The following is a 25,246-nucleotide window of genomic DNA, read 5'->3' on the forward strand; positions in this document are numbered from 1 at the left end:
TTAATTAATTTTGGCTAAGCATTCCCTGAGCTAGGTATCAAGATCTGCTCAAGTGACCCTAAGTCTTTTAAGAAAATGTGCCGAATATCAAGGGGGATAGTATTTAAAACACGATTTTTTGCTAAGAGCATCACAATCAACACTCAGTACAAACCTTGCACTGCACAGTCTTAAATCAGTTTGTGATTAATGCAGCAATTCCATCTTAAACTTGCTGCGTACATAAGCATCTTCAAAACTACCCTAGGTATACTCAAATCAACCTATGCCTGCAGCCTCGCGCGATAGCAGCCAAGTTCCCTACAAAATATAAAAGGCCATGGGATGATAGAACTTCAAATTGATGACCAAGTGCTGTTGGTTAACCCAAACAACACACTACTGCAAGCAGCACATAATGCAGGGATAACCATCCCCAGCCTATGCGATCAAAACGCGGCCTCACAGCAATTAGTTACAGATAAACACAATCAAAAACATGATGATAAACAAGCCTGTAACTTATGCGTGGTTCAAATTGAAAATGCCGATGCAAGCCTTCGTTGCGTACGGGCTTGTGAAACACCCGTTGAGATGGGAATGCGGGTAATCACTCAATCAGCCTACCTTAGTAAAAAGCGTAAGCAAGCACTCAACAATATCCTAAGCGACCACTTTGCCGATTGTGAGGCACCGTGCCAGCAGGCCTGCCCAGCGGGTGTCGATGTGCAGAGCTATTTATATCACATTGCCCAAGGTAACCATACGCAAGCCATTAAAGTTATTAAACAAACCTTGCCATTACCCTTATCTATTGGCCGTGTCTGCCCAGCATTCTGCGAGGCCGAATGTCGGCGAGGAAGTGTCGATGAACCTATCGCCATTCGCCAATTAAAACGTCACGCTGCCGATTTAGATTTAGCAGAAGGTGAAAATGGTGGTATGAGTTACGTCCCTGAACGCCAAGCTGAAACGGGTAAAAGGGTCGCCATTATCGGAGCGGGTCCTGCGGGATTAAGTGCTGGATACTATTTATCAAATCAAGGGCATAGCGTTGAGATATTTGAAGCAATGCCCCAAGCGGGCGGCTGGCTACGTTACGGTATTCCTGAATACCGTTTACCCAAAGCGATATTAGACAAAGAAATAGACTTACTTTGCCGTAACGGATTAATGATACACACTCAAACCCGCTTAGGGCATGAGGTACATCTAACCCAATTAGCTAAAGATTTTGATGCCATCTGCCTTGCTATTGGCGCCCAAAAAGCCGTGCCGATGGATTATCCCGGTAGTACGCTTAAGGGATGTTATTTAGGCGTGGATTATTTAAAAGACCATTGCCTCGAAAAATCGTTACCACTAGGCAAAAAAGTAGCCGTCATTGGTGGAGGAAATACCGCTATCGATTGCGCTCGCACTGCAGTACGTGAAGGCTGCGATGTCACTTTAATCTATCGTCGTACCCGTGCTGAAATGCCTGCAGAAGCCTATGAAGTCCATGAAGCTGAAGTTGAAGGGGTCAAATTTCACTTCTTAACGAATCCGATTGAAAACCATAGTGATGCAGATGGCCATGTCTGCGCGGTCACCTTTGCTAAAATGGCACTTGGTGAAGCCGATGCTTCAGGCAGGCGAGCACCGATTAATACGGGGGAAACCTTTACCCAAGACTTTGATACTGTGATAGCCGCGGTATCACAAACCCCAGATATGAGTTTTCTGCAGGATCCTGCGAGTCATTTAAGCCAAGGAGAAATTGCTCTTAGCCGTTGGAATACCTTTATCGGCTGTGAACACACTATGTCCGCGGGTATTGAAAAACTGTTTGTGATTGGCGATTCTCGCCGAGGCCCAGCCACCGCTGTTGCCGCCATTGGTGATGGACACAAAGCGGCACAAGCCATTGATAAAATGTTGAAACAAGGGCTAAGCTGCGAACTGTATAGCGGTGAATTTAGTTCATCTAAAGCGGTTAGTCACAATAGTAAACAAGATCAAATAGCACAGGATCTTTATCCTAATATTCAGCGTCAGGCACGCTTAAAAATGCCCGAGTTAACCGCTGTACAACGGCTCCTGAATTACAGTGAGGTAGAACTAGGATTCGCACCTGATGCGGCCATGCAAGAGGCGGCACGCTGTTTAGAATGTGCCTGTCAGGCCAATACAAATTGCAAACTAAGAGATTATGCGACTGACTACAAAGTTGAATCAAAACAACTAAACACCGATTTTGCTCGTCAATTTGTGGTTGATAAATCAAGCCCTTTTATCCAATTTGATGCCAATCGCTGTATCAGTTGCGGTAAATGTGTGGATGCGTGCAACCAACAAAGTGGGCACTGCGTCATTCAATTTGCCTATGATTCTTACCAAGCACTCCCCCAAACGGAAGATCTGACCCAAGAACGCCGCGCCCCCAGAGTCGGCTTTAGTGCATCCATGGCGGATAGCCAATGTGTTCAATGTGGTAATTGCGTCCAAGTTTGCCCTACAGGTGCCTTAGTTGACGCCCGAGACAAACGCCAAGGGGATAAGACATCACTCAAAACCGCTTCCACTATCTGTACTTACTGTGGTGTTGGATGCAGACTCGACCTCAAAATCGATGAAAATACCCATCGCATCCGTCATATCGAAGGTAATAAGGACTCTGTCGTTAACCAAGGTATGTTGTGTGTTAAAGGCCGTTTTGGTTTCGATTTTATTCACAGCGAAAAACGCCTGACCACTCCACTCATCCGTAAAAACGGACAACTTCAGCCTTGTTCTTGGCAGGAGGCTATTGACTATATCGCCAAAAAGTTGACCGATATAAAGCAACAATATGGCAGCAATGCGCTGGCCAGTCTCGCCTCCGCGAAGGCCACAAACGAAGATAATTTTGTACTGCAAAAGTTTGTCCGTAGTGTACTTGGCACCAACAATATCGACCACTGCGCCCGCCTGTGCCACTCATCAACCGTCACAGGCCTGCAACAAAGTATTGGCAGCGGCGCGATGACCAATGATATTCCGAGCATCCAAGACTCTGATGTCATTTTTATTTTAGGTTCAGATACCACCAGCGCGCACCCCATTATTGCGTCCAAGATAAAGCAGGCGGTGACATTACATGGGGCAAGATTAATCGTTGCCGATCCTAAACGTGTCGCTATTGCCGATAACGCTGAACTCTATGTCGCCCAAAGGCCCGGCACGGATGTGATGCTACTCAATGCTATTATGGCGGAAATCATTCGTAACGAATGGCATGATAAAACCTATATTGCCGAGCGCACAGAAGGTGTGGACGCACTATACGCGGAGCTTGCTAAGGATGATTACTCCCTAGAAAACGCCGCACTTATCACTGGCGTTAATGCAAGTGAAATTGCCCAACTCGCACGCATCATCGGCACCGCTGAAAAAACAGCTATTTACTATGCAATGGGGATCACTCAGCACACCACAGGGCATGACAATGTTACCGCTATTTCTAACCTGCAACTCTTGTGTGGCAATATAGGTATCAAAGGGGCGGGGATTAACCCCCTACGTGGCCAAAGTAATGTGCAGGGTGCTTGTGATATGGGCGCACTACCTAACTATTTTACTGGCTATCAAAAAGTGACCGATATTCATGCCAAAATGCGCTTTGAGGCCTATTGGCAAACTCCGCTCTCTGGTGAGATTGGTGTTACAGCAACCCATATGATGCATGATATTTCCAAAGGGAAAATCAAGGCGTTATATGTAATGGGGGAAAATCCAGTATTAAGCGACCCAGATCAAGCCCATGTGCTAAGAGCGCTTAACCAAATAGATTTTCTCGTGGTGCAGGATATCTTTCTAACTGAAACCGCAGAACTAGCTCATGTCGTATTGCCAGCCGCCTCTTTTGTGGAAAAACGCGGTCACTTTACTAACACAGAACGACGGGTTCAGCGGCTTGAGCAAGCTATGCCCGCACCAGGGGTAGCATTGCCTGATTGGCAGATTGTGCAGAAAATTGCTAACGCGATGGGCGCGAATTGGAATTACATCCACGAAGAAGATATATGGCATGAAATTAATGAATTAACACCACAGTATCGTGGTATTCGTTGGCAACGATTAAGTCAGCAGGATAATGGTGACTTTCCTCAAGGTATTCAATGGCCCTGTCCAGATGAAGACCATCCCGGAACCCCCATTATGCACCAAAACCAATTTACACGCGGCTTAGGCAAATTTACGCCTGTCAGTTACCGCTTACCCGCCGAAATGCCCTGTAGTGAATATCCACTAACGCTTTCAACTGGACGATTATTGGAGCAATTCCATACAGGTACATTAACGCGTAAAACACCAGGACTCGATTTACTCGGCTCACCTAAGGTGATGATTTCCGTCTACGATGCCGAGAGGCTCGGGATTAGTAATGGCGATAAAATTAAACTCACGACACGCCGTGGTGAGATTGAAATTGATGCCTTTGTGACTAAACGCGCCCAAGTGGGGGTGTTATTCCTCCCCTTCCATTTTGTCGAAGCGGCAGCCAATAAGCTCACCATCAATGCCCTTGATCCTGTTGCTTATATTCCCGAATATAAAGTGTGTGCAGTCAAAGCAGAAAAGGTAACGAGTTGCGGCTAAATCAATTTTAAGCGCCGAATAAAAAACGGGAGATAAGATGTCTCCCGTTTTTATGCTTATCAATTGACTGAAGGGTTAAATCTTAAACTGTCCGACTAATTTACCTAAGTTAGTCCCCTCCTGCGATACGGTTTGACTAATTCTGGCCGCATCTTGGCTAGAATGGAGCAACTCGTTCACAATTTCTTGAATAGCATATACATTGCGGTTAATTTCCTCGGTAACAGAGCTTTGCTCAGTAGCCGCAGTCGCAATTTGAGTACTCATATCATTAATGGCCGTTACCGCAGAAGTCACAGAACCTAAACTTTCAGAGATAGCACGGGAAGACGCTACCGAACGCACACAACTTTGTTGGCTGTCCTCCATCGTTTTCACCGCTTGGGCGACAAGTTTATGCAGCGCAGATAACATCTCGTTAATTTCTAAAGTGCTAGCCTGAGTACGGCTGGCGAGATTACGCACTTCATCGGCCACCACAGCAAAACCTCTACCCTGCTCACCAGCACGGGCCGCTTCAATTGCTGCGTTTAATGCTAACAGGTTGGTTTGTTCAGCAATACCACCAATGACCGAAAGCACACTGTTAATCTTCTGGGATTGCTCACTTAAAGATTGAATGCTGCCCGCCGCGTGATTAATTTGCTCCATCAAACCTGCGATTTCTTCTAGGGAAGCATCAACACAGCGTTGAGCATTAGCAACATCCCCCGTGGCAGCTTGAGTCGCTTCTGCCACTTGCGTGGTATTTTGCGCAACTTCACTGGCAGTGGAAGACATCTCAGTGATGGCTGTCACCACTTGATCGGTTTCATTGTTATGGCTGATAAGCTGGCTTGACATCACTTTGGTTTGATCGTGAATCGCATTCGCCGCCTCTTTTACTTTCGTGGTCGCACTCGCTACATCCCCAATAATAGTCTGCAGTTTATCAACAAAGAGGTTAAAGGATTGGCCTAATTGGGCAATTTCATCTTCGCCTTTTACGAGAAGGCGCTTAGTTAAATCGCCTTCACCCTTAGCAATATCATTTAGATTTTCAGCCATTTTTTGAATGGGCACCACCATACGGTGTGCGGCTATCATGATGATAAAGGCTGTAAACCCCGTGAGTAACAGTGCAATGAGTAGCAGCCCATAGGATTTATCCACCATTTGCTCTGTCACTGTGATGCGATAATCTTCGACTACCGCTTCGATATCATCAATATAAGCCCCCGTTCCTAACATCCAATCCGTGCCGGGCACCATAGTCACATAACTGAGTTTCTCAATTTGTTCGTTAGTATTAGGCTTTTGATAGTAATAGGAAAAGTGACCATCACCTCGCTGTGCAGCATTAAGCAAACCGACAATAATTTTGGTTCCGCGGGGGTCTGTCATGTCAATTTTATCTTGCCCTTCCAGTGCGGGTAGCAGGGCATGGAAAATATTTTTACCTTTAGAGTCGTATATAAAGAAATACCCTGCGCTACCAAAACGAATATCCCGCAGGGCTTGATTGACATTACCTTGATCTTTTAAAGATATCTGGTATTGCACTATTCCTGCGGCAATTTCCGTCGCTTCTTTTATTTGTTGTTTACGTTCACCAACGAGTTTAGTTTTAAAGGTAACCACTTCATCATCAAGTGCCTCTTTCTCGACATAGTAAGAAACAGACATCAATATCAGTAAAGTTAAGATCAGGGGAAACAGAGATAACAATAGTAATTTATTGCGCAAACTAAAATTCGACATGCTTAATTACTCCGGGGGGATAAAACTTATAATTGTTGTATGTGCGAAGTATAGCTAAAACTGGGCAATTTCTAAGCGTCGAAGATAACAAATCTACATAAATTTTGTAAAAGTACCTTTTAACTGACTAACTTATCACAAAGAGGTAGTCACTATGCCAAAGATGCAAAAGCCTAAAACTAAAAATAACACAGGGGGTTTAAATAGCTTCAATGCACCAAAACCGAGCAATACCAAGGCCATATCTTGCCCTGATAACACAGCTTGGCTAAAAACAGGTTGATAAAGTGCAGCCGCCAGCAGTCCCACAACACAAGCATTTACCCCCGCGATTGCACCAGCGATTTTGGGTCTTGCGGCAATGGCATGCCAACTTTTCAGCCCCACCAACATCAATAAAAATCCGGGTAAAAAAATGGCGGCTGTCGCAATACAAGCCCCGATAAAGGGATTGTCTAACATCACCTCGGCGCCAAGAAAGCTAGCAAAGCTAAACATAGGTCCAGGGACTGCCTGTGCGAAAGCGTATCCCGTTAAAAATCGATCACTGCTAAGCGTGTCGCCAACGGCGGTTTCAAGTAGAGGCAGCACAACATGCCCCCCACCAAACACAAGGCTACCCACGCGGTAGAACTCGCCAAAAACCCATGCTTCGGGTCCCATATTCACTGCAAAAAAGCTACCGATAAGCAAAGCGACAAATAACAATAGATAGAAGTAATTTAAGCGAATGGGGGCTATAGGATTCTGCTCATTCCCATCCTGAGCACTCAGTAAACGTACGCCCAAAATAGCTGCAAGTAGTAACACCCCTATTTGTGTCCACATAAAGGGGGCGATCAGAATAGCGGCGGCGCTGAACAGCATTAACATCTGAGCGATTTTACGCTGGCAAAACTGTTTAAACATGGTAAGTACTGCGTCTGCTACCACCACAACGGCCATCAATTTCAGCCCGTGGATCATGCCCTGCATATAATGGTTGCTCAGCCAAGCGGCTGTCGTGACAGCAAGTAAATACATCAAGATGAAAGAAGGTAGGGTAAATCCGACAAAAGCGGCTAGCGCACCAATGAGCCCTCCTCTTTGATAACCAATAGCAAAACCCACTTGGCTAGAGCCCGGTCCAGGCATGAATTGGCTTAACGCAACAAAACTGGCATAACGCTTATCATCGAGCCACCCCAGTTCATTCACAAAAGTGTGTCGAAAATACCCAATATGAGCGGCAGGCCCACCAAAACTCATCAAACCTAAGATCAAAAAACGCAGGAAAATTTGCAACATGATATGTGGTCCGTCTATGCCTAAAGTGTTGACCTAACGTATTAAAGAGTATGTCACTAAAAAGACATTTTGATGAAATACATAAAAGATGCCACTGACGTCACCGACAACCAGCACCATTGATACTGTTAATCCTTCACTAACATGGCTAATACTTCGAAGTGATCTGTGTGCGGAAATAAATCAAACAGTTGCACTTTAGTTAAGTGATAACCTTGAATGTGCTCGAGATCTTTAGCTAAGGTCTTTGGGTTACAACTGGAATAAAGAATCGCCCTAGGCGCAAACTCGCTTAAGGATTGACACAATGCCTCTCCAATCCCGCGCCGTGGCGGATTGACAATAATCAAATCAGGCTTATCGGCGGCGTTTTTGCCCTGAGCAAAATCAGTTGAATCAAGCGCCATAAATTGCACCTTCTCAAGCCCCATCAAGTTAGCCGACATTTGTGCACAACTAATGGCCTCTGCTTCAATTTCAATGCCTGTAAGCGCGATATCCTTAGTCGCACAGTGCAAGCCAAAGCCACCGACTCCGCAAAAGAGATCCCAGAGCGACTTAGGAGCAAACTCAGCAACCCACTCACGGGCTGTTTGGTATAACTGCGCAGCGACTTGAGGATTGGTTTGGAAAAAACTTTTAGGTCGAATAAACAAAGGCACATCGTTAAAACGCTCTTCGAGGCGGGTATTTTCGGTTAAGAAAATTTCCTCATCCCCCTCAAGGATCGCCATATGAATAGGCTGAATATTGACTGAAACCACGTTAATTTGTGGGTATTCGGCCAGTAATGTAGGCAATGCTCTCTCGATACGCTCAATACTATTGTGCGAGCGCAATACAAAACGCAGTAGATATTCGCCACGAACTTGGCTACGCGTTAGCAGAATAAACTTAAGCTCGCCCTTCGCTTTATCAACACGATACGGCGGAATACCCGCCTGCTGTACAAATTGCGTTAAACGGTGCAATAACTTTTGCATATCAGATGGATAGAGTAAGCAATCACAAAGACTTACCGCCTCACCACTTGGACTAACAATCCCAAGTACAGGTGCATGAGCCGCGCCTAACACCACCATTTTGGCTTTATTGCGAAAAGCCGTCGCCTCGCCAGTCACTGGAGGGTAAAAAATAGCTGCGGATGGTGCCACAAATGGTTTGAGTAATTGCTGTAATTCTAGGGATTTAGCCATCAACTGTTGCGCCATAGGCACTTGAATATGGCGACAGGATTGACACTGACCTCGATTAAAATAACCACATTGCTCGACGGTATTTACAATAACAGCGCTCACAGCAGTTCCTAGATATCAATAAAAAGCGCCACACTGTAGCGTTTTTACAGGTAAAAATCACCCAAAGTCACGCGATTCAGCTCAAAGTGAGTGAGTCAACATCGGCGATAGGTTGACGTTTACCTATAGCACGCTCAATCCATTCAAGCACTTCTTCAGAGGAACTTCGAAAAGTCGTTAACTTACCGCCATATAAACTTAAGATACGTGGATGGGATCGTGATGTTTGCATCAAGGTGTCCCGCGGGCGCTCAAAAGCATGACCAGTTTGTTTAGGTAAAACTCTTACACCACAAAATGTGCCAATTATCTTCGCGTTAAGTGCATTGATGTCAGGTGCCAGTGGGAAATAATACCTATAGATACCGAGGAGATAATTCACCTCAGATTCAGTCACTTTTAGAGGTTCATCTAATGAGCTAAGTTGAGTTTCCGTTGTGCCAACCAAGGTCTTACCATACCAAGGCATCACAAAAATGACCCGTTTATCGAAACAAGACTCAAGGTATAAAATACCATCGGGTGCGGGGATATCGAGTAACAGATGGGCCCCTTGCACCCAGTCGAGCTCAACACCCGCCAACGGAGGCGACACTTTAGCGATGACCTCATTCACCCAAGGGCCTGCGGCATTGATCACTAAACTCGCCTGCACTTGCTGAATATCGCCTCTATGACGAAAACTCAACTGACAACATTGAGCTTGATGCTCGAGCCCTAAAAACTCGGCTTCGGCATATACCTCAGCACCCAGAGTTTGAGCACTGCGCGCTACAGCTTGGGTCAACAATTTATCATCGGTCTGCGCATCCCAATATTGGAATACCGCTTTTAATCCTGAAAGTTTTAACCCCTTAAAACGATGCCAATGCACGGCGGGAACGGATTTAAATTGCCCCAAGGCATCGAACTCACTCAAAAGCGCATACAAACTCAGGCCAGCCCGTATCGTTAAGGGACTTCGTTGACTGTCGTCATAGACAGGAATGTAAAAAGGAACAGCTTTGACGAGGGTAGGCGCAAGCTTGAGGAGATTACGCCGCTCAAGCAAAGACTTACGTACTAAGTTAATTTGCCCGGTTTCTAAATAACGCAAACCACCGTGGATAAGCTTGCTGGAGTTAGCCGAAGTTTGCCCACCAATTTCCCCTTTTTCAATTAAGAGCGTCGAATAGCCTGCCGCTACCGCATATTGGGCAATGCCTACGCCGCTAATCCCGCCACCAATAATGGCGATATCAAAAGAAGCCATAAATATCCCCTAGATAATGCTGCCATAACCAACGCATCCATACGTTACACCTTGATGATGCTTTGTCGCCGTTAGGCTTTAATATGGCAATCGGTTGAATTGGGATCAAATATCTTGGTCAACACTGGCATGTAATTGCTTAAGGGCTTTATCACAAAGTGCTTTTAAGGCTTTAAGCTCACTCAACTCGCCCCCCACTTTACAACGCATTAAATGGGGAATGTCACTCGCTTGAGATTTAAGTGCGATGCCCTCTGGCGTTAAATCCAATACTCGCACCCGCTCATCTGACTCACTGCGACCTCGGCGCACTAATCCTTTCGATTCAAGACGTTTAAGCAAAGGTGTTAAGGTGCCTGAATCGAGAAACAGTTTATCTCCTAAGGTTTTAACACTGATCCCCTGTTCTTCCCATAGCACTAGCATCACCAAATACTGTGGATAGGTTAAATCCAACTTATCCAATAAAGGACGGTAGGCTCGTACCATCGCATTGGCGGCACTATAGAGTGAGAAACACACTTGATGCTCTAAACATAAAGCATTGTCTGAATTAGTATTTTCACCAAGATCAGTGGGATAAACTTGGAGATGAGATTCATGTATCGGCATCTTGAGGCTCAGAAATCAAATATATTGCGCACAATATACTTGCATTCACATTAAAAATCGAATTATAGTTAGACACAATTAGATTGCGCACAATCAATTTACTCATTCAATCCGAAACTTGAAAGGTCAATACGATGAAAACACTTTATGAAACACGTGCAACAGCAAAAGCGGGTCGTCAAGGTCAAGTCAGTACTGATGATGGCTTACTCGATGTCGCCCTTGCTTATCCTAAAGCCATGGGAGGCAGTGGGCTTGCCACCAACCCAGAGCAACTCTTTGCCGCAGGTTACGCGGCCTGTTTCTCTAATGCGGTCTTACACGTTGCTAAAATCGGTAAAATTGATATTACGCAAGCCCCTGTTAGTGCCGTTGTAGGAATCGGTGCAAATGAAACGGGCGGTTTTGCTCTTACGGTTGCTTTAGAAGTCAGCTTAGATTTGCCGCAAACGGAAGCCGAGGCTTTAGTTCGCCACGCCCATCAAGTCTGCCCTTACTCTAACGCGACTCGAAACAATATTGATGTGAAACTCAGTGTCAACGGCACAGAATTAAACTAAGTAATCAGTATCATCCCAACCATAAAGCACCATTTTGGTGCTTTATTTTTATCCCGATAAGCTCAAATACAGCCAAAAGAAGATCTGCCAGAGTTCCCAAAAAATGGTTAATCGCGAGTTAAGTAACACTTCTTATTATCCAATTTAATCAAATGAATGGAATTAAGTAGAGTAAGTGCTAATTTAACCGTTCTATGATCCACTAACCCACATTTGTGGGAGGCGCTATGACAAAATACCTATCAAGATTCTCTTTTCTCTGCTCCCTCATGTTTGCGCTACTCTTTATCAGTCCAAGTTGGGCCAACACAGATACGCCAAACACAGATAACACTTGGCACTATGTGAATGAACAGGGCGAACTCAAAATAAAGCTCTATTTTTTCTGGTCAAAAACCTGTCCGCACTGTGCAGAAGCACATCCTTTTATCGACTCATTGCCACTAAAGTATCCTTGGATAGAACTTGAGTCTCATATGATATCCGCAAAAGGCGTGCAAGATATTTGGCAAAATATCGCTTCAAAAACAGCGACTGAAGCGCGTTCAGTCCCCTATATGGCAAGCTGTGAAAAAGCGATCGTAGGTTATTCCAGTGAAGCGGTAACAGGAGAGTTTCTCGTTAATCGGTTGAAAAATTGCTATTTATCACTGGGCGGCACACTGAGTGAGGCGGATATGCCCACCAAAGGGGTTGCGAGTACATCTGCAAATACAGAGAGTAATGAGCCACTTTTTGGCACCTGTGGCAGCGATACTGGGAGTGGTACTTGTGATGCAACTAGCCTTAGCGAACCCGAGGTTCAACCTGTCGAATTGCCATTAGTGGGTGTTGTCACCCCAGAAACTATGTCACTGCCCTTACTCACACTAGTGCTGGCAGGTGTTGATGCCTTTAACCCTTGCGCCTTCTTTGTTTTGCTATTTTTACTGTCAATCATGGTCAATGCAAAGAGCCGCAGCCGTATGTTATTAGTGGGCGGCATCTTTGTGTTCTTCTCTGGTTTTATTTATTTCCTGTTTATGACCGCATGGCTCAATATCTTTAAGCTACTCGGTGCTGGCAGTGATGGTGGCATGATCATCTTCGCGGCGGGTTGTTTAGCGTTAATCGCGGGTGTCATTAACGTGAAGGATTACTTTTTCACTAAGGGAGACGTGACCCTATCTATGTCGGCGGAGAATCGTACTAGCCTGATAAAACGTATGGGGAAACTCTCTAATTCAAGCAGCTTGGGCGCATTGATTTTAGGCTCGACTGTACTGGCCATTCTAGCTAACACCTATGAACTGTTATGCACCGCAGGTTTCCCGATGATCTATACCAGCGTGCTATCTATGCATAACCTGCCCGATTTTGAGCGTTATATGTATTTGGTTTTATACAATGTTGTCTATGTGATCCCACTGGCAATTATTGTTATCGTATTCAGTGCTACCTTAGGTAAGCGTAAGTTAACTGAAAAAGAGGGCCAAACCTTGAAACTCATGTCAGGGGTGATGATGTTTGGTATGGGTGTCGCCCTCGTTATCGACCCTACGTCGCTGCAAAATGTTGGCCTCGCGCTAGGATTAATTTTAGGCTCACTTGGGGTCACGGCCATTATTGTAATGAGTAGAAAATTCCTTGGCTCTAAGAAGGCTGGCTAACAAATGTGCAAAACAGGGCAAATTCAGCTAAAGTAAATCCTGAGTTTGCCGATAGACAGGACTGGCTCATCACTGAGGTTAATTATGTCAATTTCACTAAACACTCAAGCAATCACACCTAATCTAGAAAATGGTGCTATTGGAGTTAAAGTCGCTCAATTAGCCAAAGAGCAGCAAAAGGTTGAAGGGCAGATTGCGGTAGATTTAATTCAAGCCGCAACACCGCAACCTGTTGGTAATACTGGCCACAATATCAACACAACAGCCTAGTCCTTAGTTTCTTAAGGATAAATAAAAAAGCGCCTTAATCAGGCGCTTTTTTTATGGCAATTGACCCGTCCTAAATAGCGTTGACACTTTTCAAACGCATTTAGGAGTGTAATGACTTACTTGTTATCGCTGGTCTTTGAATTAACGACAGAACCTAAAACGATTCCCTGCTTATTCACGTCAAAACTCATTTGAATCCGCATATTGTAATCTTTTAGCATTTGCACTTCTTCAGGGATTGGCTCACCACTCATTTCTAACAGCGTAATGACCGGCGTAAACATCTTGCCATAGTCTGCTGAGAGGCTATACATGCCATTGGCCGACAATTTTTCACTCGCCAATTTGTTTGCAAGCGCCAAGCCTTTATCACCACTATAAACCACTAAATGCTGACCTTTGATGGCCAACATTGGCTTAATGCCTAATTCAGGTGGCAACATCAGTAATGGGGATAAATCAGTAGCATCACCATTCTCAGCAAGTTGAACCTCTGCCAACATAGGCGCAAATGGCTTCACCATATTAAATAACATTGCGGGATTATCGGCACTTAAACTCACTAAGGCATCTAAACTCTCTAGCTGAGGTTCAGACTCTTGCGTCCCCATTTTGTAATCGAGTAATGAAACACTCATGCCTTTTACGCCATTCGCCATCCCCGTAAACATACCTAGCATAGCAGGGCTTTGTTGGCTCAGTTCAGCTTGCAAATCGGCCAATGGTGCGCATGTTAATTGCGGTTTTTGTAAATCATCCCACACGGCAGTCAGTGATGGTGCAACTTCGTTAACATCAAAACCCAGTCCAAGAGAGAAAATAGTGCTATCAATATTCGCTAAATGAGCAGGGATAAAACCACGCATTTTTTGCAAAGCGGTAAGGATAGGCTGGTTTTTCGTTTCCACCACAAATGAGGCTGCCATATGGCTTTCTTTTTCAGTCACAGAAAAAGCCGTTAAACCAGCAACTGTCCGTGGCCAATTGCCAGCAATCGCAGTTAATTCAGCACGACATTCTGGCGTTCTTATTTCAGCTAATGGATCTTCACCGTTGTTTTCATCGGCAAATAACTTAGTTAGCTGCTTAGAAAGCATATTGCTATCGGGTGAGGTTAAGGCTTTTACAATTTCCACATGGTTGATAAAGCTAATGCTATCATCCATAAAACCGTGGGTTTTAATGATCTCTTGCAACATACCTGATGCAGCCAAAGATTGTGGCGCTTTCTTCAATCCTAATGCCATTTCTAATAATTCAGGTTCAGTCACTGAAGTACTAAAAGTCACCGTAAGAATGCCATCTTTATGGGCAAATAGCAGATCCGCCTTTTCAGATGAGCTCTCATCGGATAATGCATAGGCGCGGTAATCAACACCACCAATCTGACGCATTTCATGGGTAACACCACTGTCTTTTTCGGCTTTATCTAAAACAGCCCAAAATGCAGCGACTTGATCCACATCGATTTTAAGGACAGGTAAGGCACCTAACGTATAAAAATAAGGTTTGATTTCATCTGGAAAACCAAAGGTTTTAAGCAGTAAGGCAGGTTCTTTAATTCCTTCCATATACTGCTGATAAACGCTGACAAAAAACTTGCCCATTGGGTTGTCTAATTCGCCTAACTCAGCAAAAACATCCGTTGGATATTGCTGATAATTTCCAGAAATAGACTGTAAATACGCTTTTAACGGGAATGGCTTTAATTGGCCTGAAAACACCGGTGTGTCAGCAGGCACATAATCAAGCAACGGATTTGCAGAGACACTAGAGCTTGTTCCATGCTGAGTGTACCAATACGCGCCTGCACCCGCTGCTATAATTGCCGCAGCTATCACAATCTTTTTCATCTAAAAACTCCATTTAAGTACATATAATTTTGTCAGTAATACCCTTAGGTATTTAAAAGCACATTCACGTTTACACCTGTTCGATAAAGGCAATGTAAAACGAAAAATCAATTGTCCTCCGTTGAGTAACAATAAATATTGCACTCTTACAAGACGCAAAATTTGCCCGATAATTTAGCATTAATCAGGGCTATTGGCTAACAGCTAAGATTTAGTCAGTAAAAACAATTAAAAAATAAACTCGATTAGTTCTGCTTATTCAGCACCGTGTACTTTATTAAGGGTCACTTCACCAAGTTGACGCATTTGTTTACGGATCCAAGCTGATCGCTGTTCAACATAAGATGAAGGAGGAGAAACCTTATAGCGCCATGGATTAGGTAGCACGGCAGCAAGTAAAGATGCCTCATAACGGGTGAGTTTTGCAGCAGATTTGCCAAAGTAATACTGAGCGGCAGCCTCTGCCCCGTATATACCAGGGCCAAATTCGACAATGTTTAAATACACTTCAAGAATGCGTGACTTATCCCAAATCAGTTCCATGAGTAGGGTGAACCAAGCTTCTATTCCTTTACGCAAAAAACTGCGGCTAGACCACATAAATAGATTCTTCGCAGCTTGCTGACTCAGCGTACTGGCACCGCGTACCTTACTCCCCTTCTGGTTATATTCAAACGCAGCGCTGATTGCGGCTAAATCAAAACCCGTATGATCCGCAAATTTTTGATCTTCTGCGGCAATCACCGCCAACTGTAACTCAGGGGAAATTTGCCCAATAGCCCGCCATTGATGACGAACCTCAGAGATAGTGGCAGGCGGAAACAAAGCGCGTTCAATTCGCCAAGTCCACATAGGCGGATCGACAAAACGCAAAAAGACGACGATAAAGATCGAGCTTAACCACAGCCAAAATACAATCTTAACTAACCAAGAAATTAAGCGCTTAAAGCCACGCTTACCTGGCTTGTGGGCGGGATGATTCGTTCTATTAACTCGGGGATGATTGACATGATCCCGCATCGCATACAAAGGTGCGGTCATTTATATCGTCTCATTAAAAAAATCATTAATATTAACTTGTTATTTAAACAGATGATTAATCCATTCTTCACTACTTCACTCAAGGCGATAAAAATAGCCGCTCAGAAACAAACGATTATATTGTCACAACCTGCGCAATAAGCCGAGTCAAAAATGGTAATGGGCATATAGGAACGAAAAATTAAGGAATGATAAACCAGTTAACGTCTAAGAACACACTGGATTCAACCTCGGCAGCTTTGACAGCAGCTCGCCGAGGTGAAATAACCGATTAACGAGCGCTAGCAAGCTAATCAAATTTATGCAGTAAAATCTCCCAAGACTATCTATGGGGACTTCAAAATATAGTTCATACCCAACAAATTGTGCATAAGTCTGTGAGTAAAAATGTACAATTTTTTTCAACAACAGAAACACATTGGTTAACTATATGAAAATCAATCTAACTCACTTTAATGACGGCAGAATGACAACCCAAATTTTGTAACTATTAATTCGCTTCAAAATCAAACAATAAAAGACCATAAATAAAAACACCCCGAGCAAAATCGAGGTGTTTAGTTTTTAACTCAATAAGATAGTTAGATTTCGTAGTGCAGACCACACTCACGTTTTAGGCCATTAAAGCGGGTTTCTTCCTCCGTCATGCCTAATTCGAGTGGTTTACTCGAATGGGTATCCCCCACAGAAACATAGCCTTGCTCCCAAAGTGGATGGTACGGTAAGTCAAATTGCGTCAAATAGAGGTGCACATCTTTATTCGACCATTCGATAATCGGCAGTAACTTAAAGCGTGTGCCATGGATAGCTAATATCGGCAGCGCCTCACGGGTACTGGCTTGACTGCGTCTCAGCCCTGCAAACCAAGTGCCGACTTCAAGCTCGGCTAAAGCGCGTTGCATAGGCTCAACTTTGTTGAGGCGGTTGTATTGCTCTAGCCCGTCTAACCCTTGCTCCCACAACTGACCAAAGCGTGCCTCTTGCCATGCCGATGTCATCACTGCTTGATACACTTTTAAATTCAGCGATAAACGCTCGGTCAGTTCATCGATAAACTGATAAGTCTCAGGGAATAAATAACCCGTATCCGTGAGGATAACCGGAATATTCGCCTGTGCCTGACTCACCATATGCAGCATCACTGCGGCTTGGATCCCAAAGCTTGAGGACAGTGCGTGATTACCGGGCAAATAAGTTAAGCCCCATAGCACTCGCTCTTGCGCGCTCAGTCCAGCTAAAAACTGATTGATACGCTCAAGCTCTATCGCTTGCTCAGCCTTTGGCGCACTCAATAATGCCTTGAGTTCGGCAGCGCTGACCACAGTCGGCACTGTATCACTGGTTTTTTGCTCAAGATCAACCATGAAAATCCTTAGCGGCATCGATCACCGCCTTCACTACACCCACGCGGACGGTGAAGTTACCAAAGGTTTCGCCTGCATCACGCTCAACGGCGTAGCGGCCAAACAGGGCATCCAATTCGGCGAGAATGTCCGCCTCTTGGATATTTTCTCTGTGCATCTTGTTCAGGCGAGTCCCTTCAAAGCTTGCACCTAAGTACAAGTTATAGCGACCCGGCGCCTTACCCACAAGGCCAATTTCAGCGGCAAATGGACGGGCACAACCGTTAGGACAACCTGTCATCCGCACCACAATCGCTTGCTCGCTAATGCCGTGTTTTGCCTGCAGCGCATCGATGTGATCGATAAACTCAGGGAAATAACGCTCGGCTTCCGCCATCGCTAATGGACACGTCGGCAACGCCACACAGGCAATAGAGTGACCGCGGGTTTGTGTCAACACTTGGCCAAGTAGACCGTGTTTGCGGGCTAAGCCTTCAATGGTGGCTTTATCTTCCGCCGCGACGCCTGCGATGATCATGTTTTGATTCGAGGTCATGCGGAAATCGCCCTTGTGGATCTTAGCAATTTCACGCAGCCCCGTTTGCAACGTTTGCCCCGGTAAATCTTTAATACGACCGCTTTCGATAAATAAGGTTAAATGCCACTTACCGTCAACGCCTTCGACCCAACCATAACGATCGCCGCGATCGCCAATCACGACATCACGCTTAGGTTCAAATTTCACCCCAGCACGGGCCTCGACTTCGGCTTTAAACTTCTCATAGCCATGGTCGACAATGGTGTATTTCAGGCGTGAACGCTTACGATTAGAGCGATTACCCCAGTCGCGTTGCACTGTCATCACAGCTTCGGCAAATTTCATCACATCTTCAGTTTTGATAAAACCAAAGTCGTCAGCCAGACGTGGGAAAGTTTCCACTTCGCCATGGGTCGAGCCCATGCCGCCGCCCGCAGTTAAGTTAAAGCCAACTAGCTCGCCATTTTCGGCAACAGCAATAAAGCCTAAATCGTTGGTGTAAACATCGACATCGTTATCTGGAGGAACCGCAACCGCCATTTTGAACTTACGTGGCAGATAGGTTTTGCCATACACAGGTTCGACGGTTTCATCTTCGGTCGAGAGTAACTTTTCTTCATCTAACCAAATTTCGGCGTAGGCGCGAGTGTGGGGTAATAGATGATCAGACAGTTGTTTCGCCACCGCATAGGCCTGCTCGTGCAGTTTAGATTCCACCGGATTGGGGTTACACATCACGTTACGGTTAACATCACCACAGGCAGCAATCGAATCCAGCGCTTCGCGATCTAAGTCTTGAATAATGGTCTTTAAGTTACGTTTAGGAATACCGTGATATTGGAAGGTTTGACGGGTCGTCAAACGAATGCTGTTCGAGCTGGTGAGCGTCGAAGCAATTTTGTCCACGCCTAACCATTGCTGCGGAGAACAAATACCGCCAGGTACACGGGCGCGCAACATAAAACTATATAAAGGTTCGAGTTTTTGCTCTTTACGTTCGTTACGTAAATCGCGGTCATCCTGCTGATAGAAGCCATGAAATTTGATCAGCTGCTGATCGCCGTCACTGAAACTGCCAGTCACAGAAGAATCTAAACCTTCTTTGATGGTCCCGCGCAGGTAATCACTGTCGGTTTTTAGGTATTCGTTTAACGCTAACTTTTGCTCACTCATGGCAACTGCCTCTTAAAATTGGGTTCGCTGGCTGCACAGGTCATCACGTGTGCAGCTCTGGCTATTCTTATGCGTTTCTTATCTGCGCAACGGTTGAGATTAATACACGTCTTTTTGGTAGCGTTTATTGCTGCGCAGGGTTTCAAAATAGGCTTCGGCAGCTTCGGTATTCAAACCACCGACTTCGACTGCCACTTCAATCAAGGCTTGGTGAACATCTTTCGCCATACGTTCAGCATCACCGCAAATGTAAATATGCGCGCCATTTTGCAACCATTGCCACAGGGCCTGGCCTTGATCTTTAATGCGGTGCTGCACATAAATCTTATGGGCTTGGTCGCGGGAGAATGCCACATCGATACGGCTGAGATCGCCATTTTTCAAATACTGTTGCCACTCGGTTTGATACAGGAAATCCTGCTCAAAGTGTGGATTACCGAAGAATAACCAGCTATCACCTTGGATCCCTTGTGCTACGCGCTCCTGCATAAAGGCACGGAACGGCGCAACCCCCGTGCCAGGTCCAATCATGATCACCGGTGTTTCTGGGTTTTCGGGTAAACGGAAGTGCTTATTAGGCTCAACATAAACCTTAACTTGCGTGCCTTCCTGCGCTGAGGCTAAGAAGTGTGACGCGCCGCCAAAACGTGCCGCGCCGTGGCGCTCATCTTCCACTAAGGCCACCGTTAAGTGGACTTCTGTTTCAACTTCGCTTTGACTTGAGGCGATAGAGTAAAGTCTTGGCGTTAATGGACGCAGTAGCTCAAGCAGTTTTGCTGCATTTAAGGTTACTGAGTTATTTGATAACGGATACTGAGTGACTAAATCGGCAAATTGATGCTTAAGGATAAAGTGGCGCACTTGTTCTTTATCTTCGCTCAATGCCAGCAGTTCAGCGCTGCCACTCAATTCGGCCCAAGCTTTGACTAATCCAGGGTATAACTGAGTCAGTTCTTTCTTATCAACTAAGGCTTGCTTAAGGGTCAAAGATTCTTTTTCGACAACCACTTGCTCATCACCTGAGAGTGACAGTGCAGTTAAAATCTCCTCAACTAAGGCTTCGTTATTACTAAACCACACACCGAGGGCATCACCCGCTTGATAGGTTAACCCTGAGTCGCCAAGGTCAATTTCAACATGGCGCACATCTCTGTCTGATCCACGGCCAGTAATTTTCTGGCTCACAAGCACTTCGGCGCTATAGGGGTTTTGCTTAGTAAATTCACTTTCGCCAATCGCTTTGGCCGTGCCGATGGATACCACACTGGCGGACGAGGTTTCGATCAGCGGCTTAACGGCCTCTAATACATCGGCGTGCCACTGACCCGCGGCAGCTTCATAATCCACATCGCATTCAATCAAAGGTAACAGTGACTTAGCACCCAGTGCTGCTAAGCGGGCATCGAAGTCTTTACCGGTTTGGCAGAAGAACTCATAGCTAGAATCCCCCAACGCGAGCACTGAGTAATGTAGATTGTCTAACTTAGGGGCACGTTTCGATGCTAAAAACTTGTGTAATTCAATCGCATCATCCGGCGCTTCACCTTCACCATGGGTGCTGACCACCAGCAAAAGCACAGCTTCTTGCTTTAATTGGCGAACATTGTATTCGCCCATAGAAGCCAGATTGACCACATAGCCTTGGGATTGTGCCTTCTCGGCAAGCGCCTTAGCCACCCCCCGGCCATTACCCGTTTGGCTGCCATAGAGAATCGTCACAGTTTGAGCCGTTTGCGCCTGCGCAACAGGCGCTAATTGACCCGCATTGGCAGTTGCAGCAAGATAGCCACTAACCCAAGCCAGTTGTACTGCACTTAACTCAGAAGTGAGTTGTTTTAGCTTCTCGACTTGTCCTTGAGACAATGGCGAAGCTAGCGATGAAAGTTCTTTTAACAACATGAGACGGCCCTATGACAGTGTAATGTCCACAAGCTTATCGCGGTTTAAGAAAAGCAAAAAAGAATAAAATTTGATTTTTAATTCCATTTTGGAATATGCAAAGGGCAAAATTTAAGCTACAAAAGTGTGCGCTGGTTAAAAGTTTTTGATACGACCAGTACAGAAACGACTCGCTTGAGAAATATGCGCTTGTGTCAAACCAAAGTCTTGCCACAATGGTATGAGCCTGCTGTACAGTGACCTCTGTTGCTCGCTGAGAAGTTTGTTTTGAAAGCACAAATTTCACACTCAAGATTTAATGCGCTAACTTGCCGCAATCAAATAGACGAGTTAACTCTTGTTGCTGCCTAGCCCTACCTAGGTTTAGCGCAGGGGAAAGTACTCAGGCAGAACGATTATATAAACCACCAGGGAGTAGTCATGCAGATTGGAATACCGAGAGAGAGTCTCGCCGGTGAAACTCGGGTCGCCGCGACCCCTGCCACCGTTGAGCAGCTTAAAAAGCTCGGCTTTGAGGTTGTTATTGAGGCCAACGCGGGTCAACTGTCAAGCTTCGATGATGCGGCCTTTGAAGCTGCGGGCGCGAGTGTAACTAAGGATGTCTGGCAAGCGGATCTCATTTTTAAGGTCAATGCACCAAGCGATGTTGAAATTGAACAAATTAAAGATGGTGCGACGTTAATCAGTTTTATTTGGCCCGCTCAAAATCCTGAGTTGGTTGAGAAGCTATCTAAACGTAACATCAATGTCATGGCAATGGACATGGTGCCAAGGATTTCCCGCGCCCAGTCACTGGATGCCCTCTCCTCGATGGCAAATATCGGTGGCTATCGCGCCGTTGTTGAGGCCGCGCATCAATTTGGCCGTTTCTTTACTGGTCAAATTACTGCTGCTGGTAAAGTGCCTCCCGCCAAAGTATTAGTGATTGGTGCTGGTGTAGCTGGCCTTGCCGCCATTGGTACAGCGGGCTCACTGGGGGCTATAGTGCGCGCCTTCGATACCCGCTTAGAAGTGGCCGAGCAAATCGAATCTATGGGCGGCCAGTTCCTTAAACTCGACTTCACTAACGAAGATGGTAGCTCATCGGACGGTTACGCTAAAACCATGTCGGACGAATTTATCGCCGCAGAAATGGCACTGTTTGCCGAGCAAGCCAAAGAAGTCGATATCATCATCACTACTGCGCTGATCCCTGGCCGTCCTGCACCTAAGCTCATCACTAAAGCCATGGTCGATAGCATGAAGAGCGGCTCTGTGATCGTCGATTTAGCCGCGGCGACGGGCGGTAACTGTGAATACACCCAATCTGGCGAGCTATTTATTACCGCTAACGGTGTAAAAGTCATTGGTTATACTGACCTTCCCGGTCGTCTACCAGCGCAATCATCACAACTTTACGGCACTAACCTAGTCAACTTGATGAAGTTAATGTGCAAAGAAAAGGATGGCACAGCCAGCATCAACTTCGATGATGTAGTCATGCGCAATATGACGGTGATAAAAGAAGGTGAAGTGACCTTCCCACCACCGCCGATTTCAGTCTCTGCAGCGCCAGCTAAACCTGTCGCAAAAATCGAACCTAAGAGCACAACGCCAAAAGCTCCCTCAAAACTGAAATATGTGCTCGCCGCCTTAGGTGCGCTAGGATTCGCCGCTGTGGCATCGGTTGCACCGCCAGAGTTCCTCTCTCACTTCACCGTTTTTGTGTTGTCCTGCGTGGTTGGCTATTACGTAGTGTGGAACGTATCCCACTCTCTGCATACGCCTTTAATGTCAGTGACTAATGCGATTTCAGGCATTATCGTGGTCGGCGCCCTACTGCAAATCGGTCAGGGTTCAACTTTGGTCACTGTACTGGCATTTATCGCCGTGCTGATCGCCAGTATTAACATCTTCGGTGGCTTTACTGTCACTCAGCGTATGCTGAAGATGTTCCGTAAGGGTTAAGGGGGTATAACGTGTCTCAAGGACTGGTAACAGCAGCTTATATCGTTGCCGCCATTCTCTTCATCTTCAGTCTCGCAGGACTGTCGAAGCAAGAAACGGCAAAAAATGGCAACTTATTCGGTATATTAGGTATGGCAATCGCCCTATTGGCGACCATTTTCAATCCTGATACTAATGGTATCGCATGGATCTTAACTGCCATGGTAATCGGCGGTGCCATTGGTATCCGTCTAGCATTAAAAGTTGAAATGACTGAAATGCCAGAGTTGGTGGCCGTACTTCACAGTTTTGTGGGCATGGCCGCGGTATTAGTGGGTTTTAATAGTTTTATCGACTTACATCCACAGGACGTTTCACAGGTCGTGGTTGCCGTAGGTGGTGATATTAATACCACGCTAGCGGCAGTGCAGGATGCCCTTACTAAAGCAGCCGACACCGCCAGCAAAGCGCATCTCACAGGCGCTATGCTTAATATTCACTTGGTCGAAGTCTTCCTCGGGATCTTTATCGGTGCGGTCACCTTTACAGGTTCTATCGTGGCCTTTTGTAAGTTGCGCGGACTGATTTCTTCTAAACCGTTAATGCTGCCACATCGCCACAAACTCAACTTAGTCGCCGTGCTAGTGTCTTTCGCACTCATGGTGTACTTCGTTCAGACAGGCGGCACTATGCCTGCACTGCTACTGATGAGTCTAATTGCCTTCGCCTTTGGCTGGCATTTAGTGGCATCGATTGGCGGCGCGGATATGCCAGTGGTTGTGTCTATGCTGAACTCCTACTCTGGTTGGGCAGCGGCAGCGGCGGGCTTTATGCTATCGAACGACCTCTTAATCGTAGTCGGCGCCTTAGTGGGTTCATCGGGTGCTATTCTGTCTTACATTATGTGTAAGGCGATGAATCGCTCGTTCATTTCTGTTATCGCGGGCGGCTTTGGCACTGATGGTGTAGCCTCATCTGGTGATGAAGAAATGGGCGAATACCGCGAAACCAACGCCGAAGATGTGGCGGAAATGCTGAAAAATGCAACCTCGGTCATCATCACTCCAGGTTACGGAATGGCAGTGGCACAGGCACAATATCCTGTTGCGGAAATCACTCAAAAACTACGTGATCGCGGCGTGAAAGTGCGTTTTGGTATCCATCCTGTGGCTGGCCGTTTACCCGGTCATATGAACGTACTGCTCGCGGAAGCGAAAGTCCCCTACGATATCGTGCTCGAAATGGACGAAATCAACGAAGACTTTAAAGACACAGATGTCGTGCTCGTTATCGGCGCAAACGATACGGTTAACCCCGCAGCGATGGAAGATCCTGGTAGTCCCATCGCAGGTATGCCAGTACTCGAAGTGTGGAAAGCGCAAAATGTGATTGGCTTTAAGCGTTCGATGAACACAGGTTATGCCGGCGTGCAAAACCCACTGTTCTTCAAAGAAAATACCCAAATGCTATTTGGAGATGCTAAAGCCAGTGTTGAGGCGATTCTAAAAGCCCTTTAACAAGTGTTTTTCAATCCAGTAAGGGGAGCTATATCGCTCCCCTTATTTTTTAATCTCAAGCGTAAAAAAGGAGCCATTCGGCCCCTGTTTTACACCAATCAGATGATTTATGCCGCTTTAGCGATATCAAAGTTTGATAACAACATCATAGCAGTACGGCCCAATAAATGATTGATTGTACGATCGCCCGCTAAGCCTAGCTCTGAAATCGCTTGCTGACGAGCTGAACTCACCGCTCTAAAGAGGGTAATTTCATTATTTGCACCACTACAAAGACTAAAAAACAGTCTCAATACCGCACGATAATGTTCTTCCTGCATTGCCTGCATCCATGATGTTTCCAATGCCTCTTGGCTAGAAAAATCCAGAGCCGCAACAAATAGATTGCCAATACGACTATCTAAACGAACCAGAAAATCGCTTTTGCGCGGAAAATGATGACTAATGCCTGTACGGCTAATACCCGTAGCTTCAGATAACGTAGTATAAGACATTGTCTCAAAGCCAATAGTCAAAATCTGCTTTAACGCTTCATCCATAATTTGATTAATGGTTTGCTCAGTTTGTACCCGCGAGCGTTTAGCCATAGTAAAGTCCCCTTCTTCTTTTTCTGGGCGCAGAGCTTACCAAAGCATCTCAGGGATTACTGCTATCTAAAGGGCTAAAACGAGTGTATTTCACTTTTGTTC

Annotated in this window: 17 protein-coding genes; 6 read left to right on the forward strand and 11 right to left on the reverse strand. The window is 45.7% G+C overall.

All coding sequences use genetic code 11. The features are described 5' to 3' along the window. The first annotated feature begins 324 nt into the window (after positions 1–324). Positions 325–4,599, forward strand: a complete 4,275-nt coding sequence (gene fdhF / locus MZ182_RS16300) for a formate dehydrogenase subunit alpha (protein ID WP_248069417.1) — start codon at positions 325–327, stop codon at positions 4,597–4,599. A 75-nt stretch (positions 4,600–4,674) separates the two neighbouring features. Here the strand turns inward: fdhF and MZ182_RS16305 are convergent, their stop codons facing one another. From MZ182_RS16305 to MZ182_RS16325, 5 genes are all read right to left on the reverse strand, one after another. Further along, positions 4,675–6,339, reverse strand: a complete 1,665-nt coding sequence (locus MZ182_RS16305) for a methyl-accepting chemotaxis protein (RefSeq protein ID WP_011788270.1) — start codon at positions 6,337–6,339, stop codon at positions 4,675–4,677. A 135-nt stretch (positions 6,340–6,474) separates the two neighbouring features. Continuing rightward, positions 6,475–7,626, reverse strand: a complete 1,152-nt coding sequence (gene chrA, locus MZ182_RS16310; RefSeq protein WP_011788269.1) for a chromate efflux transporter — start codon at positions 7,624–7,626, stop codon at positions 6,475–6,477. Between the two features lie 128 nt (positions 7,627–7,754). Then, the gene (rlmC, locus tag MZ182_RS16315) at positions 7,755–8,924 is read right to left on the reverse strand and encodes a 23S rRNA (uracil(747)-C(5))-methyltransferase RlmC (RefSeq protein ID WP_248069408.1); all 1,170 of its coding nucleotides are present in this window, start codon (positions 8,922–8,924) and stop codon (positions 7,755–7,757) included. A gap of 76 nt (positions 8,925–9,000) precedes the next feature. After that, a complete protein-coding gene (locus MZ182_RS16320; protein ID WP_248069407.1) occupies positions 9,001–10,176 on the reverse strand; it encodes a glycerol-3-phosphate dehydrogenase/oxidase in 1,176 nt (391 codons plus the stop codon). A 105-nt stretch (positions 10,177–10,281) separates the two neighbouring features. Then, complete coding sequence (locus tag MZ182_RS16325) at positions 10,282–10,788, reverse strand: MarR family winged helix-turn-helix transcriptional regulator (protein ID WP_011788266.1); 507 nt, start codon at positions 10,786–10,788, stop codon at positions 10,282–10,284. A 134-nt stretch (positions 10,789–10,922) separates the two neighbouring features. On the opposite strand from MZ182_RS16325, the gene MZ182_RS16330 reads away from it, so the two are divergent. The 3 genes from MZ182_RS16330 to MZ182_RS16340 all read left to right on the forward strand — a co-directional run bounded on the left by MZ182_RS16330 (position 10,923) and on the right by MZ182_RS16340 (position 13,267). Beyond that, positions 10,923–11,348, forward strand: coding sequence for an organic hydroperoxide resistance protein (locus tag MZ182_RS16330; RefSeq protein ID WP_115017283.1), 426 nt, complete (start codon positions 10,923–10,925; stop codon positions 11,346–11,348). A gap of 227 nt (positions 11,349–11,575) precedes the next feature. Continuing rightward, complete coding sequence (locus MZ182_RS16335) at positions 11,576–12,997, forward strand: cytochrome c biosynthesis protein (protein ID WP_011919895.1); 1,422 nt, start codon at positions 11,576–11,578, stop codon at positions 12,995–12,997. 84 nt (positions 12,998–13,081) lie between these two features. Further along, the gene (locus MZ182_RS16340; RefSeq protein WP_011788263.1) at positions 13,082–13,267 is read left to right on the forward strand and encodes a hypothetical protein; all 186 of its coding nucleotides are present in this window, start codon (positions 13,082–13,084) and stop codon (positions 13,265–13,267) included. A gap of 116 nt (positions 13,268–13,383) precedes the next feature. Here the strand turns inward: MZ182_RS16340 and MZ182_RS16345 are convergent, their stop codons facing one another. The 5 genes from MZ182_RS16345 to MZ182_RS16365 all read right to left on the reverse strand — a co-directional run bounded on the left by MZ182_RS16345 (position 13,384) and on the right by MZ182_RS16365 (position 21,114). Further along, positions 13,384–15,120, reverse strand: a complete 1,737-nt coding sequence (locus MZ182_RS16345; protein ID WP_011788262.1) for a hypothetical protein — start codon at positions 15,118–15,120, stop codon at positions 13,384–13,386. A 255-nt stretch (positions 15,121–15,375) separates the two neighbouring features. Further along, positions 15,376–16,161 (reverse strand): monofunctional biosynthetic peptidoglycan transglycosylase, encoded by a 786-nt coding sequence (mtgA, locus tag MZ182_RS16350; RefSeq protein WP_248069405.1) that lies wholly within the window; start codon positions 16,159–16,161, stop codon positions 15,376–15,378. Positions 16,162–16,742: 581 nt separating this feature from the next. Further along, positions 16,743–17,525, reverse strand: coding sequence for a phosphoadenylyl-sulfate reductase (locus MZ182_RS16355; RefSeq protein WP_115017280.1), 783 nt, complete (start codon positions 17,523–17,525; stop codon positions 16,743–16,745). Continuing rightward, positions 17,518–19,215 carry an assimilatory sulfite reductase (NADPH) hemoprotein subunit gene (cysI, locus tag MZ182_RS16360; RefSeq protein ID WP_248069404.1) on the reverse strand — a complete coding sequence of 566 codons (1,698 nt, stop codon included), beginning with the start codon at positions 19,213–19,215 and terminating at the stop codon, positions 17,518–17,520. Before cysI ends, MZ182_RS16355 begins: the two co-directional genes overlap by 8 nt. Positions 19,216–19,314: 99 nt before the next feature. Continuing rightward, positions 19,315–21,114 carry an assimilatory sulfite reductase (NADPH) flavoprotein subunit gene (locus tag MZ182_RS16365; protein WP_248069396.1) on the reverse strand — a complete coding sequence of 600 codons (1,800 nt, stop codon included), beginning with the start codon at positions 21,112–21,114 and terminating at the stop codon, positions 19,315–19,317. Positions 21,115–21,534: 420 nt separating this feature from the next. Between MZ182_RS16365 and MZ182_RS16370 the strand changes: the two genes are divergently transcribed. Continuing rightward, complete coding sequence (locus tag MZ182_RS16370; RefSeq protein ID WP_248069394.1) at positions 21,535–23,061, forward strand: Re/Si-specific NAD(P)(+) transhydrogenase subunit alpha; 1,527 nt, start codon at positions 21,535–21,537, stop codon at positions 23,059–23,061. A gap of 11 nt (positions 23,062–23,072) precedes the next feature. Then, positions 23,073–24,557 carry a Re/Si-specific NAD(P)(+) transhydrogenase subunit beta gene (gene pntB / locus MZ182_RS16375; protein WP_248069392.1) on the forward strand — a complete coding sequence of 495 codons (1,485 nt, stop codon included), beginning with the start codon at positions 23,073–23,075 and terminating at the stop codon, positions 24,555–24,557. A 107-nt stretch (positions 24,558–24,664) separates the two neighbouring features. On the opposite strand, the gene MZ182_RS16380 is transcribed toward pntB, so the two are convergent. Further along, a complete protein-coding gene (locus MZ182_RS16380; protein WP_248069390.1) occupies positions 24,665–25,144 on the reverse strand; it encodes a TetR family transcriptional regulator in 480 nt (159 codons plus the stop codon). Positions 25,145–25,246 lie beyond the last annotated feature (102 nt).

Origin of the sequence: Shewanella sp. JNE2, from assembly GCF_023159115.1 — a bacterium.
GTDB classification, from domain to species: domain Bacteria; phylum Pseudomonadota; class Gammaproteobacteria; order Enterobacterales; family Shewanellaceae; genus Shewanella; species Shewanella putrefaciens.

Bases quoted from the DNA above. Each gene is read 5' to 3' on its own strand.
- fdhF (WP_248069417.1), top strand. From the start codon at position 325: ATGATAGAACTTCAAATTGATGACCAAGTGCTGTTGGTTAACCCAAAC.
- MZ182_RS16340 (WP_011788263.1), top strand. From the start codon at position 13,082: ATGTCAATTTCACTAAACACTCAAGCAATCACACCTAATCTAGAAAAT.
- MZ182_RS16365 (WP_248069396.1), bottom strand. From the start codon at position 21,114: ATGTTGTTAAAAGAACTTTCATCGCTAGCTTCGCCATTGTCTCAAGGA.
- MZ182_RS16305 (WP_011788270.1), bottom strand. From the start codon at position 6,339: ATGTCGAATTTTAGTTTGCGCAATAAATTACTATTGTTATCTCTGTTT.
- MZ182_RS16345 (WP_011788262.1), bottom strand. From the start codon at position 15,120: ATGAAAAAGATTGTGATAGCTGCGGCAATTATAGCAGCGGGTGCAGGC.
- MZ182_RS16330 (WP_115017283.1), top strand. From the start codon at position 10,923: ATGAAAACACTTTATGAAACACGTGCAACAGCAAAAGCGGGTCGTCAA.
- MZ182_RS16320 (WP_248069407.1), bottom strand. From the start codon at position 10,176: ATGGCTTCTTTTGATATCGCCATTATTGGTGGCGGGATTAGCGGCGTA.
- MZ182_RS16325 (WP_011788266.1), bottom strand. From the start codon at position 10,788: ATGCCGATACATGAATCTCATCTCCAAGTTTATCCCACTGATCTTGGT.
- mtgA (WP_248069405.1), bottom strand. From the start codon at position 16,161: ATGACCGCACCTTTGTATGCGATGCGGGATCATGTCAATCATCCCCGA.
- MZ182_RS16355 (WP_115017280.1), bottom strand. From the start codon at position 17,525: ATGGTTGATCTTGAGCAAAAAACCAGTGATACAGTGCCGACTGTGGTC.
- cysI (WP_248069404.1), bottom strand. From the start codon at position 19,215: ATGAGTGAGCAAAAGTTAGCGTTAAACGAATACCTAAAAACCGACAGT.
- MZ182_RS16335 (WP_011919895.1), top strand. From the start codon at position 11,576: ATGACAAAATACCTATCAAGATTCTCTTTTCTCTGCTCCCTCATGTTT.
- MZ182_RS16380 (WP_248069390.1), bottom strand. From the start codon at position 25,144: ATGGCTAAACGCTCGCGGGTACAAACTGAGCAAACCATTAATCAAATT.
- MZ182_RS16370 (WP_248069394.1), top strand. From the start codon at position 21,535: ATGCAGATTGGAATACCGAGAGAGAGTCTCGCCGGTGAAACTCGGGTC.
- chrA (WP_011788269.1), bottom strand. From the start codon at position 7,626: ATGTTGCAAATTTTCCTGCGTTTTTTGATCTTAGGTTTGATGAGTTTT.